At 53.8% G+C, this 17,856-nt stretch carries 17 protein-coding genes and 1 pseudogene; 9 read left to right on the forward strand and 9 right to left on the reverse strand.

Annotated features, from left to right (window positions below; translation table 11 throughout):
* Window positions 1–100: 100 nt before the first annotated feature.
* From PSES9_RS0117545 to PSES9_RS0117555, 3 genes are all read right to left on the reverse strand, one after another.
* Complete coding sequence (locus PSES9_RS0117545; protein WP_010489142.1) at window positions 101–634, reverse strand: cupredoxin domain-containing protein; 534 nt, start codon at window positions 632–634, stop codon at window positions 101–103.
* Between the two features lie 147 nt (window positions 635–781).
* Window positions 782–1,339 (reverse strand): cupredoxin domain-containing protein, encoded by a 558-nt coding sequence (locus PSES9_RS0117550; protein WP_010489144.1) that lies wholly within the window; start codon window positions 1,337–1,339, stop codon window positions 782–784.
* A 163-nt stretch (window positions 1,340–1,502) separates the two neighbouring features.
* Complete coding sequence (locus PSES9_RS0117555; RefSeq protein ID WP_010489146.1) at window positions 1,503–1,862, reverse strand: co-regulatory protein PtrA N-terminal domain-containing protein; 360 nt, start codon at window positions 1,860–1,862, stop codon at window positions 1,503–1,505.
* A gap of 207 nt (window positions 1,863–2,069) precedes the next feature.
* Here PSES9_RS0117555 and PSES9_RS0117560 point away from each other — a divergent pair, with 207 nt between their 5' ends.
* Both PSES9_RS0117560 and PSES9_RS0117565 read left to right on the forward strand, forming a co-directional pair.
* On the forward strand, window positions 2,070–2,753 hold the full coding sequence (locus PSES9_RS0117560) for a heavy metal response regulator transcription factor (protein WP_010489148.1): 684 nt from the start codon (window positions 2,070–2,072) through the stop codon (window positions 2,751–2,753).
* Window positions 2,750–4,129 carry a heavy metal sensor histidine kinase gene (locus PSES9_RS0117565; protein WP_010489150.1) on the forward strand — a complete coding sequence of 460 codons (1,380 nt, stop codon included), beginning with the start codon at window positions 2,750–2,752 and terminating at the stop codon, window positions 4,127–4,129. Before PSES9_RS0117560 ends, PSES9_RS0117565 begins: the two co-directional genes overlap by 4 nt.
* 585 nt (window positions 4,130–4,714) lie before the next feature.
* Here PSES9_RS0117565 and PSES9_RS0117570 read toward each other — a convergent pair.
* Window positions 4,715–4,948: a helix-turn-helix domain-containing protein gene (locus PSES9_RS0117570; RefSeq protein ID WP_029529631.1), complete on the reverse strand. Its 234-nt coding sequence runs from the start codon at window positions 4,946–4,948 to the stop codon at window positions 4,715–4,717.
* 101 nt (window positions 4,949–5,049) lie between these two features.
* Between PSES9_RS0117570 and PSES9_RS24950 the strand changes: the two are divergent.
* The 3 genes and pseudogenes from PSES9_RS24950 to PSES9_RS0117585 all read left to right on the forward strand — a co-directional run bounded on the left by PSES9_RS24950 (window position 5,050) and on the right by PSES9_RS0117585 (window position 7,562).
* Window positions 5,050–5,640, forward strand: a pseudogene (locus PSES9_RS24950) (hypothetical protein).
* Complete coding sequence (locus PSES9_RS0117580; RefSeq protein WP_010489157.1) at window positions 5,637–7,037, forward strand: DEAD/DEAH box helicase; 1,401 nt, start codon at window positions 5,637–5,639, stop codon at window positions 7,035–7,037. The pseudogene PSES9_RS24950 and the gene PSES9_RS0117580 overlap by 4 nt, the downstream one beginning before the upstream one ends.
* A 120-nt stretch (window positions 7,038–7,157) precedes the next feature.
* Window positions 7,158–7,562 carry a DUF6957 family protein gene (locus tag PSES9_RS0117585; RefSeq protein WP_010489158.1) on the forward strand — a complete coding sequence of 135 codons (405 nt, stop codon included), beginning with the start codon at window positions 7,158–7,160 and terminating at the stop codon, window positions 7,560–7,562.
* A gap of 402 nt (window positions 7,563–7,964) precedes the next feature.
* Here PSES9_RS0117585 and PSES9_RS24355 read toward each other — a convergent pair whose 3' ends face one another.
* The gene (locus PSES9_RS24355) at window positions 7,965–8,696 is read right to left on the reverse strand and encodes a response regulator transcription factor (RefSeq protein ID WP_010489160.1); all 732 of its coding nucleotides are present in this window, start codon (window positions 8,694–8,696) and stop codon (window positions 7,965–7,967) included.
* A gap of 440 nt (window positions 8,697–9,136) precedes the next feature.
* Here PSES9_RS24355 and PSES9_RS0117595 point away from each other — a divergent pair, with 440 nt between their 5' ends.
* The 3 genes from PSES9_RS0117595 to PSES9_RS0117605 all read left to right on the forward strand — a co-directional run bounded on the left by PSES9_RS0117595 (window position 9,137) and on the right by PSES9_RS0117605 (window position 11,843).
* Entirely contained in the window at window positions 9,137–10,255 is a 1,119-nt protein-coding gene (locus PSES9_RS0117595) for a M50 family metallopeptidase (protein ID WP_051120996.1), read from the forward strand.
* Between the two features lie 123 nt (window positions 10,256–10,378).
* Entirely contained in the window at window positions 10,379–10,771 is a 393-nt protein-coding gene (locus PSES9_RS0117600; RefSeq protein ID WP_029529633.1) for a hypothetical protein, read from the forward strand.
* Between the two features lie 334 nt (window positions 10,772–11,105).
* Complete coding sequence (locus PSES9_RS0117605) at window positions 11,106–11,843, forward strand: hypothetical protein (protein WP_010489166.1); 738 nt, start codon at window positions 11,106–11,108, stop codon at window positions 11,841–11,843.
* A gap of 49 nt (window positions 11,844–11,892) precedes the next feature.
* Here PSES9_RS0117605 and PSES9_RS0117610 read toward each other — a convergent pair whose 3' ends face one another.
* From PSES9_RS0117610 to PSES9_RS0117620, 3 genes are all read right to left on the reverse strand, one after another.
* Window positions 11,893–13,299, reverse strand: coding sequence for an aminoacyl-tRNA deacylase and HDOD domain-containing protein (locus PSES9_RS0117610; protein WP_010489168.1), 1,407 nt, complete (start codon window positions 13,297–13,299; stop codon window positions 11,893–11,895).
* A 128-nt stretch (window positions 13,300–13,427) separates the two neighbouring features.
* Window positions 13,428–15,503, reverse strand: a complete 2,076-nt coding sequence (recG, locus tag PSES9_RS0117615; RefSeq protein WP_010489170.1) for an ATP-dependent DNA helicase RecG — start codon at window positions 15,501–15,503, stop codon at window positions 13,428–13,430.
* An 8-nt stretch (window positions 15,504–15,511) separates the two neighbouring features.
* Entirely contained in the window at window positions 15,512–16,438 is a 927-nt protein-coding gene (locus PSES9_RS0117620) for a hydrogen peroxide-inducible genes activator (RefSeq protein WP_010489172.1), read from the reverse strand.
* A gap of 98 nt (window positions 16,439–16,536) precedes the next feature.
* Here PSES9_RS0117620 and PSES9_RS0117625 point away from each other — a divergent pair, with 98 nt between their 5' ends.
* Window positions 16,537–17,400, forward strand: coding sequence for an SDR family oxidoreductase (locus tag PSES9_RS0117625; protein WP_010489174.1), 864 nt, complete (start codon window positions 16,537–16,539; stop codon window positions 17,398–17,400).
* A gap of 73 nt (window positions 17,401–17,473) precedes the next feature.
* Here the strand turns inward: PSES9_RS0117625 and PSES9_RS0117630 are convergent, their stop codons facing one another.
* Window positions 17,474–17,854 carry a RidA family protein gene (locus PSES9_RS0117630; protein ID WP_010489176.1) on the reverse strand — a complete coding sequence of 127 codons (381 nt, stop codon included), beginning with the start codon at window positions 17,852–17,854 and terminating at the stop codon, window positions 17,474–17,476.
* Between the last annotated feature and the right edge of the window lie 2 nt (window positions 17,855–17,856).

The raw sequence follows: 17,856 nt of genomic DNA on the forward strand, positions 1-17,856 counted from the left end.
GGTCCATGGCGCGATCCTCACGAAATTGAATCATAAGTGAGTTGACAGTAGTCGCTATTGCACTCACCTAGATTTATGCACATCAATCCGAACTTAACGCTTAGCGTACGTTCACTTTGCCGACCATCCCCGATTGGTAATGGCCTGGTATGTTGCAAGCGAACTCAAGGCCCGTTGTCTTGGTAAAGGTCCACACCAGTTCTTCAGTGGCGCCCGGCTTGATCAAAACACTGTTTGGATCATCGTGTTTCATATCGACCATCTTCATCCCGCCCATGGCATGACCCATCTTGCTCATATTCTGCGCGCCCGTTGGAGACAGCGTGCCGTTCTGAAACATTGCGGCCATTTCTTTTTGATGTGCGGCATGTGCAGCTGCTATGCCCAAGTTGAACTCATGCAGCAGCGAGCCATCATTTTTGAGTACGAAGCGGATGGTTTCTCCTGCTTTGATATCAATACTCTTCGGCTCGAAAAAGATATCGCCCATCTTGATCTCAATGGTGCGGTCGGCTTTCTTGACGTTTTCTGGTTGGCCAATCTCACTTTTGCTATGGCTCGGGCTGCCCATGACAGCAGAGGCGGAAAAAATTAGGGCTGTGGCGAGAAAAAATGAAGTTAGTTTGGTTTTCATAATGAATCTCTGAAATGGCGTTGTTGGGCACAGTATTGATGCTAACTAGGCAATGCTGTCAGTTGGCTTACGCGAAAACTACATATCTGAAATATGTACTGAAATCGGGTGCAGCGTGGCTTTGGCAGGGAGAACCTGATTTTTCTCTCAGCGCATTGCGAACTTACCGACCATCCTCGCTTGATCCTGTCTAGGCAGGGTGCAGGAGAAGTTGAGATTGGCCGTGTCGTGGAAGGTCCAGACGAATTCCTTGGTAGTGCTAGGCTCAACAAGGATGGCGTTAGGATCATCATGTATTTCTTCTACGACTTCAGGTATACCCGGTGGGTCGGAGTCTTCTAGGCCCGATCTTTCATGCCAGACGATGGACTTTGCTTTGCCTGTTGGCGTCAGCGTGCCGTTTTTGAACAAAGCAGCCATTTCGCGTTGATGTATCAGTTGCGCTATGGCTTTACCGGTATTGAATACATGCATCAGCGCTCCTTTATTCTTCAACACGAAGCGAACAGTTTCGCCAGGCCTTACATTGATAGATTCCTGGCCGTAGCTGATGTCATCCATCTTGATGAAACCGGCGCGCGTAGATGGGGGCGCTTGGGTCTGCTGGACAATGTTGGGTGCACTGCTGGACGTTTGCGCAGAGGCTTGAGCTACAGCTGCGAAGAGAAGTGCTGTGCCCAAGGGTTGTGAAGGTGAACGTTTCATGATGAGACCTCATTGAGGTGGTTAGAAGTCTCATGCTATTCCCAGCATTCTGCCGGGGACTAACCCCCGAAACTACAAAATGGTCAGCTTGAAAAAAATGCGGCACCGTCGAGGTACCGCTAGGCCAAAGGAGCAATCATGAAGGCCTTGAAGATGGGGATTTTTAAGGGTGGCACTCTTTATCAGCCATCATCAGTTTGTGCTCACGGATCATTTGCGTGAGGACGTCATCAACCAGTTTGTCGTGTCGCTCCATCCATGCGAGATGTTCTTCAGTGGTAATACCCGGATCTGGGTGCTGACTGTGTAGCTGACTCATCATGTCGCCTAGCATCCCCATATGCTCTTTCATGTGCACATGGCGCTCACTGGCAGGAGCTTTTTCAGCCTGAATCAGCACCGCTTCGGCTTTGTCTCGCATGTTTTCGATGCGTTCTAGGGTGCGTGCAGCACCTCCTTCGGCCCAAACGGCTGAAGTCAAAAGGAGCGAGCTAACTAGGATTAAAGATTTAAGCAGTTTCATCGAGCAGTCTCCTAAATTGAAGATGGGACTGGCTCCTCTTTACTGTTTGTCATTCGAGGGCCAAGAGCACAACCTAGTACTCATGCCTGCACCCTAGACAAGTCATCCTTGCAGATGCCTGAGGCTAGGATTACATTTTCGTCAGTTTGTGGTTGGATTAAGGTTTTGACTGCACACTCAGGCTATTCAAATTTGGGAACAGCCCGCATGAAACTTTTGGTCGCTGAAGACGAGCCAAAAACAGGCACTTACCTGCAACAGGGCCTCACAGAGGCTGGATTCAATGTCGACCGTGTTATGACGGGAACTGATGCGCTTCAGCATGCACTGAGCGAAGCTTATGACCTGTTAATTCTGGACGTGATGATGCCGGGCCTAGATGGCTGGGAAGTCCTGCGGAAGATTCGTGCTGCAGGCAAGGATGTGCCGGTACTATTTCTGACGGCCCGTGACGGTATTGAAGATCGTGTAAAAGGCTTAGAGCTGGGGGCGGACGACTACCTAGTCAAACCATTCGCCTTCTCTGAGTTGTTAGCTCGCGTCAGGACATTGCTCCGCCGCGGTAGTAATTCGCCGACGCAAACCACCATGAATATAGCCGACCTTGAAGTTGATTTGCTTAAGCGGCGTGCCGTGCGCAGTGGCAAGCGAATTGATCTGACCGCGAAGGAGTTCGCGTTGCTTGAACTACTGCTGCGCCGTCGCGGCGAAGTCCTTCCCAAGTCTTTGATAGCTTCTCAGGTATGGGACATGAATTTTGACAGCGACACCAATGTGATCGAGGTGGCTATCCGACGCTTGCGGGCGAAAATTGACGATGATTTTGAATTGAAGCTGATTCATACCTCACGTGGTATGGGTTATATGCTTGATGCGCCGGAGTCTCAATGACGTATCTGTCGCTGACCGCACGCATGAGTTTGATGTTTATGCTTGCGGTTATTGCAGTCCTCACGGTGGCCGGCCTGAGTTTCAATCAGTTCAGTCGGCATCACTTCATGATGCTCGACCAGCAGACGCTGAGCGAGAAGCTCGATTCGACCCAGGAAATCCTTAGCAATACGCGTAGCCATGCAGATATTAAAGAGGTGCTGCCTCAGCTAAAAGCGCTGCTAGGAGCTCACCACGATTTAGCGGCAATCATCCTGGCAAACGACGGTACGGTACTTTTTGCCGAGCCACAGCTGTTCAATGTTCCCGAGAAGTACCGCTTCATCCGTGACCACGGTATGTGGGAGTGGGAGCAAAATGGGCACAAGTACCGAGGTATGACTGCGCCGGTATCAACAGCGGATGAACCCGCGCTTCTAACGGTCTTGCTGATTCTCGATGTGACTAACCATGTGCATTTCTTTGAAACGCTGCAGCGCTGGTTCTGGATTGGCTTTGTCATTAGCGCACTGGTCAGCGCTGTGTTGGGCTGGGTGGTCGCGCGTAGTGGATTGAGACCCCTGCGACACGTGACTCAGGTTGCAACGTCTATGTCGGCACGCTCACTGAAAGAGCGTATTCCATTGGAGCCCGTGCCTCTTGAACTTCAGCAACTGGTGACTTCGTTCAATGCGATGCTTGCCAGGCTCGACGACGCATTTGTTCGGCTCTCAAATTTTTCTGCCGATATCGCTCATGAGTTACGCACACCTCTCAGTAATTTGATGACGCACACCGAGGTGGTACTCACCCAAAAACGCGACCTTGAAGCCTACGAGGAGAACCTCTACTCAAATTTAGATGATCTGAAACGCATGTCGCGCATGATCGATGACATGCTGTTCTTGGCTAAATCGGACAACGGGTTGATTATTCCCGAGCAGACGCGCATAGAGTTCAGCGAGGTGGTCGCCAAGCTGTTTGAGTACTACCACCTGTTAGCAGACGAGCAAGGCATCCAGTTGGTTGTGACCGGCACTGGCAGCGTGCTGGGTGACAAACTGATGCTGGATCGGGCGGTCTCGAACTTGTTGTCCAATGCGCTGCGCTATACACCTGCCGGGAAGTCAATATTGGTAACGATCAAGTCGACCGTAAGTGCTGTGACGCTTACCATCGAGAACCCAGGTGAAACCATCAGGCCGGAGCACCTGGATAAACTTTTTGACCGTTTCTATCGGGTAGACCCAGCACGACGTGAAGGCAACCCAAGCAATGCGGGGCTTGGCTTGGCCATTACTCAATCCATCGTTGAGTCTCACAAAGGAAAGATCTGGTGCACCTCTGGCAATGGCACCACAGCCTTCCACATGGAATTTCCCCAGCAATCATCATAGGGGCGTCATGATCAAAGACGAGTTAAGAGCGAACTTGAGCGATAAGCACAAAGCTTTGTCGCTACCACGGGCGGTGGAGTTGTGTTGCACCCCCCCCCCACCGCAAGCCTGATCGCCAGCCATGGCGCAAGGGCCATGTCTTCTTGATGAGGCTTTCAGGCCGAAATCTGCAAAATTGAATAGCCGCGCATCACAAAAGCCAGAGGCGTTCAATGACCATTCCCTGGGGTGTTTGCTGGCGTGGATACCCTGGGTATCGCCAGGGCTGGGGATCTTCTTGGGGCATGCTAGCAGCCATGACCTGCACAGCCATATGGCGCACCAAGTGATTATTGGCCTTGGCGACTAAGTGACGATGCGAGGGCCGAGCAGGTGCTTACTGGACCGGCCATCTGCATAAAGGCTGCACATTGCATCAGATTAAAGGCACTGAAGCGCTATTGATATACCTTGGTTCGCTGTCGGAACCCGAATAACCCAGAAACTATGCGGGTGTAAAAATTCATGTGTGAGTGGGCCAGGCCGGCACTCTGGGCCCGAAAAGCAAATCCAAGCAGTCAGTACAAACGCCAGGCGCCACCAGTATCAATCAGGCGATTGCAGCTCGGACACCGGAGGCAAAAGACAGTATGGATCGCAGGCCAGCTCACCAGCGATGCGATACAGCTTCTCGATGGTGATGTTTACTTCGCCACGCTCGATCCGACCCATGTAGCTACGGTCGATACTGCAGGCCAATGCCAGTACATCCTGAGACATGTGGCGAATCTTCCTTTGTGTTCGGATGCGCTCCCCTAACACTTTCGCCAATTTATCCATGATCGCCTCAATTTCTCTGAGGCGGCACTATCGTGGGTTTGCGGACGCACGAGCCACGGACTATAATCCGTATTTTTCGCGTTAACTCTTCTGGTGCCTCAATGAAATCGGCCTCGTTTATCCTCGACAGGCGTCTGTATGAGCTGCTTCAGCAAGAAGGGAGTACAAGTTTCACGACCCGTGAACTGCGTGATGCGTATGCCAAGCGCCTAGATGGTACGACTTTTCGTGTCGCCGATGTACGCCGTTATGTGTATGAGCAAATTCGACGTTTACTGCGTATAGGCTGGCTTTAGGTCGATGAAGAGCGTCGTCCAAGGGGACAGGTCTACCACCTGAAGCCGATTCCGGCACATCTGCAATTGCAGTTGATCGACAAGGGTTTTGAGAACAGCCTAAAAACTGCTTCTGAGCCCGAACCGGAACCTGCAGAGCTTCAAGTTGAGGCTGTCCCGCTTGAGTCGTCAGCCAGCGCGGATCAGCATTTGGAAACGCTCCACAAAGAAATCCGCTTGGACTTTCTGTGCTCGATGGGGGAGGCGGAGCGATTCAAGCTGCTCCTAGAAGATATGCCGCATTTGCGGGACAAGGTTGAGGACGAGTACCTAGAGGCCAGAGATCGCAGTTCACGTCTGCTAGGACATCTTCGCGCTATCGAAAAGACTATCAAGACGCTTGACTCTGCACGATGACCACATCGCTGCGGGGCTGGCAACTCAGCTGCATAGACACGGCGTTGGAACACTTTACCAGCACACCGCACTTCTTCTGCCAGGCGACGCCGGGAGCCGGGAAGACACGCATGGCGGCAGAGCTAGCCAGCAGAATGCTTAAGCAGGACAGAATCGATCTGGTGATGTGCTTCGCGCCATCCTGTCAGGTTGTCGAAGGCTTCCGCTCAACCTTTGCTGACGTACTTGGCAGGCGACTGGATGGCCAAATAGGCGCTGTGGGGACGGCATTCACCTACCAAGCCATGGAGTACCGAGACGAGGGGTTCTGGCAGCTTCTTGATGATTACCGTGTGCTTGTTGTCTTCGATGAAATACACCATTGCGCTGGCCATGATCCGCTTCTCAGTAACGCCTGGGGGCAGCAGATATTACATCGGATACAAGACCGTGCAGCCTTCACCTTGGCTCTCTCCGGTACGCCATGGCGCTCGGATGATCGGGCTATTGTTTTAGCCCGCTACTCGACGCCAGAAGGACACTTGATCTGTGATTACCGATACGGACTGAAAGAGGCCATTGCCGATGCGGTATGCCGTTCTCCTCGTATTGTCTTGCTAGACAATCAGAAGGTAAAGCTGACCGAGGAAATGGGCCCTGAGAGTACAGTCAGAATGTTCCCCAGTATTGCCAAGCTATTGGGGGAGTCACCTGTCACCTATGAAGAACTGCTGCGCCATGATGATGTGATCAACCGGCTACTCGATCTTGGCTGTAGCAAGCTCAATGAGCTTCGCCAAATCAAGCCGGATGCTGCTGGTTTAGTTGTTGCCACTGACATTGAGCACGCCCATCAAATTGCTCAGGCTCTGGAATTGAGGGGTGGGGGGTGCTGCATTGTGACCAACAAAACCCCGGATGCGCAGCAGGTGATCAATGCGTTTCGGCAGAGCTCCTCTCGCTGGATTGTCGCCGTCGGAATGATTAGCGAAGGAACGGACATCCCCCGCCTCCAGGTGTGCTGCTATCTCAGCCGCATCCGCACCGAGTTGCATTACCGGCAAGTGCTTGGACGAGTGCTTCGGCGTACAGGTGAGTCCGATGGTCAAGCTTGGCTGTTTATGTTGGCAGAGCCGACGCTGCAGTGTATGGCTGAGAGAGTTGCGGATGATTTGCCGGAAGACCTGGCGGTGTTGAAAGAGGTGCAGATGCCTGCTTCCACTTCAGGCTCAACGCCCAGTTCGATAGAGGCAGCGGACAATATCAATAATCTGGATGACAGTATTGGATATGGCAAAGAGCAACCTATTGAGGCTGCAACTACGAACATAATTTCACTAGAGGACTTTGCAGTCGAACCAGGTTATCAGGTGAGTTTTTCCCAGTATTACAGGCAGCAGCTTTTGGCTTGTTTTTGATGCTGTGACTCCATAGGCAATGTAGTAGCCGTGCGCGGGGTTAATATGGCCGTCCGCGACATTGGCTCGATAAATAGTCGAAGTAAATAGTAATCATGGATAGGGGCAAAAGATAATTAAATGGCAGGCACTAAACTTGAGAAGTTTAATGATTTTTTATTAACTGAAGGCGAGGTAATAGATAGTACCTGTGACGACGAGGCCGCTAGCATCGCGCTGGCTCAAGAGCTGTGCCCTGGGAAGCCATATTGTTCTGTAAGGCAATGGGTTTTAGTTGATCTCGATATTTCAGATGACAAAAAGGCATTGCTTAAAAACCAAGGTCTCCAGCCGATCCTTCTCTATGCTCACTCCGTAGTAACTGATAGTGCTCGTCGATTTGCACCAGGCGACTGGGTTAGGAGTACGCTATTGGTCAATCTAAAAAGTGATTTTCTTTTTGAAACCAAAAATAGTGTCTACATCCTCTTGGGCGCAGGAAGCCGAAAGACAGCAGAGCCAACTGTCGTTACCAGTATATTTTAATCAGCGGCGGTGAGTTTCCAGATGATTAGGATTCAAGAGCGTTCGCGTGTAATCGTGCAAATTTAAGAGTTTCTGGAACAGCTTTCAAGAGATGCTTCTCTACGCGAAGATGTACGGGAAGCGGATACACGCCTTCTCCCGCAATATCCAAGCAGAGGTGAATTTTGAAGGGGCTTGCGGTTAAATATGGGCTCCCTCCGTTTCTCGGCTGACTCAGTTCATTTGGTTTTTTCAGTGCCTCGTGATTGTCGCGTCAGAAAATAACGGCCCTGAGCTGCAGTTCGCCACTTTCTGTGCTATCTGCTACTGAAGCTGCCTGGCAGCTTTAAGAAGTTTAACCAGAAAATATGCCGAATAGAGTGGCGTTTTCATAGGCTGCGGGATGTTTAGTATTTCCGTAGGTTAAGGTTTCTGAATTTGCGATTTCGCTATTACATTAATAGATGCTCTATACCCAACGCCTCGGACAGATTTTATCTTCACATTGGAATTTTCGTCGCGTAGCTTTTGACGTAAGCGAGCTACTAATGACTCTAAAGCGTTATAAGTTTTTGATTCCTGGTTATTATGTGAATAAAGGGCGTCTGCGAAATAAGCTTTGCTTACAACTCGGGGAGAGTTACTGATTAAAATTTGAAGCAAAATCATTTGTTTAGGGGGAAGTTTGAGTTTTTTTAGATTAACTCCTTCTGCCCCTGGCAATGCATAGGTTGCGGAATCTCTAAGCCTTAAATGCTCTCTCCCACCAGAGGCCTTTAGTACGCCATGCACATGCTTGATGAGAACGCACGGCCTGAAAGGCTTGTACAAGTAATCATCTAGCGCTGAGTTGAAATCCTTTACCTGCTTTCGATTGATTCGACTTGTGGCAAGTACTAAACACGGGGTCTTAGAGTTCACAGTAATGCTACGAGCCGAAAGGGGAGATGCTGACTCATAATCCTCCATGTCGTTATCGACAATTATCCCTTCGAAGCAGTGTGTATGCATGATGGCGATAGCCTCTTTACAGTTACCAGCTTCAACCACCGTGTATCCCGATGACTCCAGATGCTTGCGAACACGTGCGCGGAGGGCGGGATGTTCGTGTATGACAAGCAGCTTGGATGGCACCGGTTTTTTAAAACGTATCATTTTCTGGCAGCTCATAGATCGTATGGGGGAGGGTCGCCTAGCGATCGATGTTTCAAAATCACTGCGATCCAGATCACTTCCCCAAAGAATTCAGGGAGTTAATGGCTTTAATTGAAACGAATTGACTAATATCACATAGGAGTTACCTCTAAGTGATTAATTTTAAATGAATAAATAGAAAATTGTGAATTTTGAAACGTTTTTATGATGGTTATTCAAAGACGCCGTAAATTAAACGCAGACTGATCCATCTTCTGTGCATATGCAGACTAAAAAGCCCCGTACTTCGGGGCTTTTTAGTCTGTGACGATCTATCTTCACAGGCTATTGATCGAGTAAATAGCCAACAACCAAGTGACCTGCACCCCAGCGCTGAGTTGTGTCTTGCTAGGGCTTAGCGCGTTAAGGAAGATAAGCCATTATCTAGAAAACGATATGAAATGGATGTCATGAAAGGCGGTAAGGGACTTGGGTTTCTCAATATGTTGTTATGCGGGTTGCAGATACTGCTCAGTGGGGTGAGCCTGCTTGGAGTGGTCATTGTACTGGACTCGTACATGGACCAGCCTCTTTTCTCCATAGGACTCGCTTTGGGGATGATGCCAGCGGCCATTATCCTGCATGAAAGCGGTCATTATTTCGGCGCTAGGTTCAATTGCATGACAGTGCTGTCGATGCGCGTCATGGCCGTCGAGATCCAGTTTCTGCGTAGGGGCTTTAAGCTCCGCTGGTCGCCCCAGAGCAAAGGCCGCAAGTTAGGTGGTTATCTAATGGTTGCTGGCAATCTCAAACGTCCGTTGCGCAGGCAAATGTTGTGGATGGTAATGATGGGGCCTGTGCTGAACCTGGTGATGAGCCTGGCATGTATTGGGCTTTGGTGGTTCACCCATGGATTGGCGTCTGCATTGGCCATGGGATTCTCACTCGTCAATCTGGGCATGGGGTTGACCAACTTGCTGCCGACCCTGCGTGGACATGCCAGCGATGGAATGGTTTTTATTGTTTGGTGGCTACATCAAAACGATGATCGCCCCGAACTGGCTCAAACACGCTTGCTTGCACTGAGCGTGGCAGGAACACCCAGTGAACAGCTGCCTGAAGCTGATATCGTTAACTTGTCCCAAGGCTCGATGCCCGGGCCTTTGATAGCCCTCGATTACCGCCTCACTGCGCTGTTGAATCGGGGGCAATGGCAGGCAGCCGTGCTATTGGAGCGGGAGTTGGAGTTGTTGCTTCAAGCACAGCCCAAGATCGGGATGGACACCCTGATTAGGCTGTTGCGAATCGAGTTGAGTTTTGCCCGTGCATACCTGCAACGGGATGTCACTGGCTTGTGGAGTGACTGGATGAACCAAGACATTAACTGGTACGCCCCATGGTTGCGCCCACGTTGTGAGGCCTTGCGCTCTATTTTGCTTGGGGATTTGCAACAGGCAGAAACCCATTTGCAGCGGGCCTTGCTGGAGGCAAAGGGTTGCAAGATCGCTTCACAGCAGCACAGTGAAACAATATTGGCCCAGCATCTGCGGGCACTGGCATCCAAATCCGCGTTTAGCTGAGTTATATGTCCGGTAACGAGAGTGCGTGTGGTGCAGTTCATCCAAGGCTTTAGGCCGGATGTAGTCCTTGCGACAAACCGCTACAATGCGCCGCCGAACCATTCGAACATCGAGGCTGTGCGCATGAAATTCCGTTTTTTGCTGTGGATGCTGGGCCGCCTAATGGCCAAGGCCAGCCGTAACAATCCCAAGTTTCAAGAGCAACTCGTCGACCGCGACATGGTGTTTCAGTTGCACACCCTGGACGGCAAGATTGCCCGTCACTTTATTGTCAAAGACCAGCGCATCACCAGTAAGGCGGGCCCGGCCGCCGAGCCTGCGTTCGCGCTTGGTTTCAAAGATGGCGCCTACGGTTTTGCAACCATGAGTGCCAAGAACAAGCAGTTGGCCTTTATGCAGGGCATCCAGAACAAGGATATTCAGATTCAAGGCAACCCTGCTTTGGTCATCTGGTTCCAGGGGCTGACTAAATACCTGGTCCCCAAAAAGCCAGCCAGCGCTAAAAAAGCTGCCTGAGACGTATTAGGCCGGACCAGCATTGGGAAGCCCCTGGAAAACTACTGCGCTTGGGATTGCTGGGGCAGCCCGTGCTGGGGCAGCCCGTGCTGCGCCCACAAGGGTTCGCAGCGCGAATAAAATGCTCATTTAGAACAACTGAAGTCGAGCACGCCCAGGTTATTTTGTGCATCTTTTACTCGCTGGGGCTCGCCCTTCGAGTCAGACTATGGTTGTTGCTTTCATCGCTTGCTATCTTTTTCAGAAGTTCCTTAGGTAATGTTGTGCGGGCAAGCTTGTTAATAGGTGCAAAGCCATTGCTTGAGCCCTGAACCCATGTCTCGGAACCTGAATAATGCGTATTTTGCTGACTCTATTATGTTTGGCCGTTACTCCTCTGACCCAGGCTGCGCCAGCCAACGTTGAAGATCTTGCCGCAGTCTTTGAGTTGTCTGGGGTGCGTTTGTTGTGTGATCAAACCTTGCCGCTGATGGAGCGGGGCCTGGACGCCAGGCAAAAGGCCCAGGTCGACAAACTCTTTGGCGCCGACAAGCTCTGTGATGACTTGGCGAACAAGCTTTCAACCCAGATTGACTCTGAGCAACTGGAGCAAGCCCGTCAGTTGCTTGGCAGCCCATTGGCCAAGCTTTTCACCCAGGCCGAGCGAGCCGTTGCAGTCGATGGGGCAGAACAGCTTGCTGATTACCGTAAAAAGCTTGCAGAGCGTGCGCCCAGATCCAGCCGGCTAGACTTGGTCAAACGCCTTGATAGCGCCGCGCGCACCACGCAGATGGCAACTTTGCTGCGTTATGAGTCGGGTAAGACCCAGGCGCTGATTGCGCTCAAAGGGCGGGGTGAGAGCCTGGACGAACAAGGGTTGAGTGCCAAGACAGCTGAACATCGCCAAGTGCTTCATGACTCCAGCCAGCAAGCGGTAGAAAGCTATATGCTGTTTGCCTACCGGCGTATTCCCAGTGATCAGCTTGAGCAATATGCGGCCTTGTACGAGCAGCCTGCGGTCAAGCAGTTGCTCGATAGCGCCATGCAGGCGCTGCCCGAGTTGTTTGCCCAACGTCGCGCACAGTTGCCTTGAGCCCGTGCAATCAAAGGGCTGGCCAAGGCCCTTTGAGCTGTAATGGCGGTTAATGCGTTGGGTGAATCAATGAGGCCAGCTCACGCAATGCCACTTCGGCTGCCAGTACTTCACTGACCACGGCCTCGGCTTTATCGCGGTTGATTTGCAAGGAGTCGAGCAGGCTTTGCGGGATCTCGGAGCATGGCCCGGAGCCTATTCCCCGGTTGCGTAGCAAATGCACGGCGAGGTTCACCAGCCTTGGATAGGCGGCATTGACTTCGTTATATTCCGGGTCGTTTTGAAAGCGCAGGGCATTGGCCAGTTCTTCTGGCATGTCCCATGAGCGCATCAGCCAGGCTCCAATTTGATCACTGCTGATGCCCAGCAGATGATGCTCGATGTAGTTGTGGGTCAGGTGTGGATTGGCCTCTATTTGCCTGCAGATCAGCGACAAGTGTGGCGGGAATACATAGGCCAGGACCAGGTACCCGAAGTTGTGCAGCAGGCCAGCCAGGTATGTCAGGCCAGCCTCGGGGCGCTCGGCGCGCGGCATGCTACGGGTCAGGCCTTCAATAACCGCAGCGCTATAGAGCGCCTGGTGCCAGTAAGGTGTCGATTGTTGTGGCTGGTCCTTTGGCGGGCTCAGGGTTTTGCCCAGGGCGAGCCCCAGCGCCAGATTGATTACCAGGTCAAAGCCAAGCACGCGGACGATGGCGTCTTCAACCGAGCGGATTTTGCCCGGCGCGGCATAGTAGGGCGAGGCTGCCCAACTGATGACTTGTGCGGCGAGCGCCGGGTCGGTTTCAACCACACCGGTAATGTCATCAATGGTGGCGTTGGGGTCGACACGTAGTTTGATGATTTTTTGCGCTGACTCGGGCAGCGGTGGAATCTCGATGGTCTCCTCAAGGCGTTGTTGGATGCGACGTGCGGTGAAGGCTTGTACCGCGTGGGTGATTTCACTGCGGTCGTCGTCGGGACGGTCGAGGTTGAGCTTGATGTTCTTTAGTGGCTCGCCGAGCAGGGCCGCGCTGGATTTGCTCAACAGCACTTGCAGGTCGGCACGGCTGATTTCCAGCAAGACGCCACTTTGCCCCGATTCGATAAACGCCGAAGGTGCTTTGAGTAGGCGATCATCATAGAGGCATGGCGAGTTGAGCAGGGGCGGCAGCGCGGGGAGCTGGTCTAGCCCGTGTTTGCCGAGCATGCGTTGCTGACGCTCGGCTGTCACTGTAACCAGCTTGCGCCCGGTCAAGTCCGCGAGACGACTCAGGTCGAGGAGCTGGTCTTGGCTGAACAGCACTAATAGCGGACCAACAGCATCTTCAAGCATCACCGCTTGAACGCATTGGGCCGCAGGCAAGTTACCGGTTTTACGTCGGACGCTGAATGTCACCCCAAGTTTTTGCAGAAATTGCACGATAACCAAGGGCGGCTGCAGTAGGTTGTCGAGTGCGTTGTTGGCTTCATTCATTAGAAAATCCGACGTTAATGCGCGAGTAAAAACAACAAATCTGGTCCAAGGCTGCTGTAACACAGTATGGCTGGAAGCATCTTCGCCCATTGTATCGGCGGTGTTACAGCAAGGGATACCGCTGGTCGTCAAACTTGACCGTATTGTTGGCCGTGGCGTAGCCATCGTTCTAGCAGCGGGCTGACATGATTTGGCCAATCATGCAGTAAATGCTGGGCGGCATCCCTGACTGCAGGCAACAGATCGGCATCTCGCATCAGGTCCGCCACTTTGAACTGCAGCAAGCCGGTTTGGCGCGTGCCGAGCATTTCGCCCGGACCACGCAGTTCCAAGTCTTTTTCGGCGATGATAAAGCCGTCGCTCGTCTCGCGCATAATACCCAGGCGTTCACGGCCAATTTGCGAGAGTGGCGGGTGATAAAGCAGTACGCAGTGGCTTGCTGCGCTACCTCGACCCACCCGGCCGCGTAGCTGGTGCAGCTGTGCGAGGCCAAGTCGCTCGGGGTTCTCGATGATCATCAAGCTGGCATTGGGCACGTCCACACCGACCTCAATTACCGTGGTTGCAACCAGCAATTGCAATTGACCCTGCTTGAAGCTGTCCATCACAGCGGCTTTTTCTGCGGGTTTCATGCGCCCGTGGATCAAGCCAACATTGAGTCCCCCAAGCGCTGCGCTCAGGTCTTCAAAGGTGGTTTCGGCAGCCTGGCAGGTCAGTTCCTCGGATTCCTCGATCAGGGTGCAGACCCAATAGGCCTGGCGGCCTTCATTGCAGGCTGAGCGAACCCGGTCGACGACTTCGAAGCGCCGGCTGTCAGCCACCAGTACCGTATTGACCGGTGTTCTGCCCGGTGGCAACTCGTCGAGGATGGATGTGTCCAGGTCGGCGTAGGCGCTCATTGCCAGCGTGCGCGGGATAGGGGTTGCGGTCATGATCAACTGGTGCGGGCACATGCGCCCACCGACCCCTTTTTGACGCAGCGCCAAGCGCTGCTGCACGCCAAAACGGTGTTGTTCGTCGATAATCACCAAGGCCAGGCGCTTGAACTTTACTTCATCCTGAAACAGCGCATGGGTGCCAACGACCATGGGCACGCCGTTGGCTATTTGCTCCAGTGCTGCGGCTCGCGTTTTACCCTTGAGCTTGCCAGCCAGCCAGGCAACGTCGAGCCCAAGTGGTGCGAGCCATTTGCTGAAGTTGATGAAATGCTGCTCCGCGAGAATTTCCGTCGGCGCCATCAACGCGACTTGGTAGCCTGCTTCCAGGGCCTGCAGCGCAGCAAAGGCGGCGACCACGGTTTTACCCGCGCCAACGTCGCCCTGGACCAGGCGGAGCATGGGCTCGGGTTGAGCCAGGTCGTAGGCAATCTCGGCGCCGACACGGCGCTGCGCGCCAGTGGGCTGAAAACCGAGATGGTCGAGAAACTGTGCGGGCAGGCGTGTCGCCGCCGGCAACTCAGGTGCTTGCTGGGCGCGCAAGCTTTCACGCAGCCGTTGCAGCGACAGTTGGTGGGTCAGCAGTTCTTCAAATGCCAGGCGGTGCTGCGCCCAGTGCCAGCCTTCAGCGAGTTCTTCCAGATCTGCATCCGGTGGCGGGCGGTGCAAGTAGCGAATCGCCTGGTCCAGCGGTTGTAGCCTGTACTCATCAGCCAGCGCGGGCGGCAACCAGTCGGGCAGGCTGTGCGGTCCAAGGCGGGCAAGGGCCTGCTCACTGAGTTGGCGCAGGCGTTGCTGGGTCAGCCCCTCGGTCGTCGGGTAGATGGGGGTCAGGGTCTGCTCGACGGCAATAGGTTCGGTGCCGGAGGTGGCGCGGTATTCGGGGTGGTAGATTTCCAGCCCTGAGGACCCCGGACGAACTTCACCGTAGCAGCGCACGTGGGTGCCGCGTTTCAGGCCTTCCTTTTGTGCCTGGCTGAAGTGGTAAAAGCGCAGGCTCAGGGTGCCGCTGCCATCCTGCAGGCGTACCAACAGGCTACGGCGGCGACCCATGACGATATCAGCGCCAGCGACCACGCCTTCAACCACGGCGTCCTGGCCGGGGCGCAAGGCGCCAATCGGCACGATCCGGGTTCGGTCCTGATACCGCAGCGGCAGGTGGAACAATACGTCCTGAAGTGTTTCCAGTCCGACTTTTGCCAGCTTTTCAGCCAACGCTGCGCCAACGCCCTTGAGCGCGGTGACTGAAACCGCTGCTAACTCCGACATGCCAGACCTTACTCGTTTGACGCCTGTGGCTTGAACACCGAGCACAGACGAATGGAGTCAGCCAGGATCTCAATAGCCTTGGGCCGTGGGAAGCTGGCGCGCCAGGCAATGGCAACGGTACGGAATGGTGCAGGCGCCGACAGCGGTCGTACTTCAATCACCCCCGGAGAGTAGTGATGGCTGTTGACCGCCGAGAGCGGCAGTATCGAAACACCAAGGCCGGAAGCGACCATGTGGCGGATGGTTTCCAGCGAGCTGGACTCGACCGTGGTGTGCTTGGCATTGTTGTCCCCGCCCTTGCGCAGTGCCGGACAGGCCTCGAGCACTTGATCACGGAAGCAATGCCCTTCGCCAAGCAGCAGCAGGCTCTTGTCATTGAGCAGCTTGCTGTCGATGCTTTTAAGCTCGGTCCATGGGTGGCCAGCTGGCAGCAGTGCATAGAAAGGTTCATCGTAGAGCGGCAAGGTCAGTACATCGGCTTCCTGGAACGGCAGGGCGATGATCACTGCGTCCAGCTCACCGGTGCGCAGCTTGTCGCGCAGCACGTGGGTAAAGTTTTCCTCGATATACAGCGGCATTTGCGGCGCTACGCGGTGCAGCTGTGGAATCAGGTGCGGGAACAGGTAGGGGCCGACTGTATAAATGGCACCAATTTTCAATGGCGCGGCCAACTGGTTCTTACCTGCCTGGGCCAGTTCGCGGATACCTTGGGCCTGTTCAAGCACCTTTTGCGCCTGGGTGACAATGCCCTCGCCGACGGGCGTCAGGCGAACTGCGCTTTTACTGCGCTCGAAGATCAACACGCCAAGCTCATCTTCAAGCTTCTTCACGCCGACAGACAGGGTTGGCTGGCTAACGTGGCAACGCTCAGCGGCGCGGCCGAAATGCTGTTCATGGGCAAGGGTGACTATGTAGCGCAGTTCGGTCAGGGTCATAGTGTTTATCCATTAAGTTGCGCCTTAGCATAGCCTTTGCAATGCCTGGAACCAACAGCGCTAAACTGTGACGCGAATAAAAACTGGAGAATCATGTGATGGCGTTACCAAGCGTATTGATTGCCGGGTGCGGTGATGTAGGAACGCGCCTGGCCCTGCAACTCGCAGCCGAGGGTTGGACAGCCTATGGTTTGCGCCGCTCGATCCAGGCTCTGCCAGAGCCGATCAGGCCAGTGGCAGGCGATTTGAGTGTTGCCCAGTGCCCGGCTGACTGGCCGCAAGGCCCGATTGATTATCTGGTTTATTGCGCAGCAGCCACTGTGCACGATGAAGCGGGTTATCGCACCGCCTATATTGATGGTTTGCGCCATGTGTTGGCTTGGTTGAAGCAAGGCCGGCAAACACCCAGGCGACTGCTGTTCGTTTCGAGTAGCGGTGTTTATGGCCAACAGGACGGCAGTTGGGTCGATGAGGACTCGCCAACCGAGGCGACGGGTTTCTCAGGCAGGGTCATGGCCGAGGCCGAACAACTGGCGCTGGATTCGACTATCGCCGCCACCCTGGTGCGTCTGACCGGGATTTATGGCCCTGGCCGTGAGTGGCTGCTCAATCAAGTGCGACAGGGCTACCGGGTAACGAGCGAGCCGCCGCTATATGGTAATCGCATTCATGTCGATGATGCGGCCGGTCTGCTTGCGTTTTTGCTGCAAGCAGATGCCAAGGGTGTGTCGCTACAGGATTGCTACATCGGTGTTGATGATGTGCCAGCGCCTCTGCATGAGGTGGTCGGCTGGCTGCGTGAGCAACTGGGCGTCAGTCACTGGGCCGAAGAGTCGAGGGTGCGTCGTGCAGGGAGCAAGCGCTGCAGTAACGCGCGCGCTAAAGCGCTTGGCTGGACGCCCAGGTACGCAAGTTATCAACAGGGCTACGCGGCGATTTTGCAGCAAATGAATCAGGGCTGATTCGTAGGCGGGGCAAGCAACTCATGGTCAGTTCAATGGCTGACCATGAGCAATGTCTGGACTTGTCGATGGTTTATTCGATAACCAGGATCGCGTCCATTTCCACCTGCGCGCCTTTTGGCAGGGCCGCAACGCCAATTGCCGCGCGCGCCGGGTATGGCGGCTCGAAGTAACGGCCCATGACTTCGTTCACTGTGGCGAAGTGCGACAGGTCGGTGAGGAAGATATTGAGCTTGACGATATCCTTGAAGGTGCCGCCAGCAGCTTCAGCAACGCATTTGAGGTTCTCGAACACCTGGACGGTCTGAGCCTCGAAGCCCTCGACCAACTCCATGGTTTTTGGGTCGAGCGGAATCTGGCCTGACATGTACAGGGTGTTGCCCGCCTTGATCGCTTGAGAGTAAGTGCCGATGGCTGCTGGTGCTTTGTCGCTGGTGATTACGCTTTTGCTCATGG

Source organism: Pseudomonas sp. S9, from assembly GCF_000222125.1.
Classification (GTDB): domain Bacteria; phylum Pseudomonadota; class Gammaproteobacteria; order Pseudomonadales; family Pseudomonadaceae; genus Aquipseudomonas; species Aquipseudomonas segetis.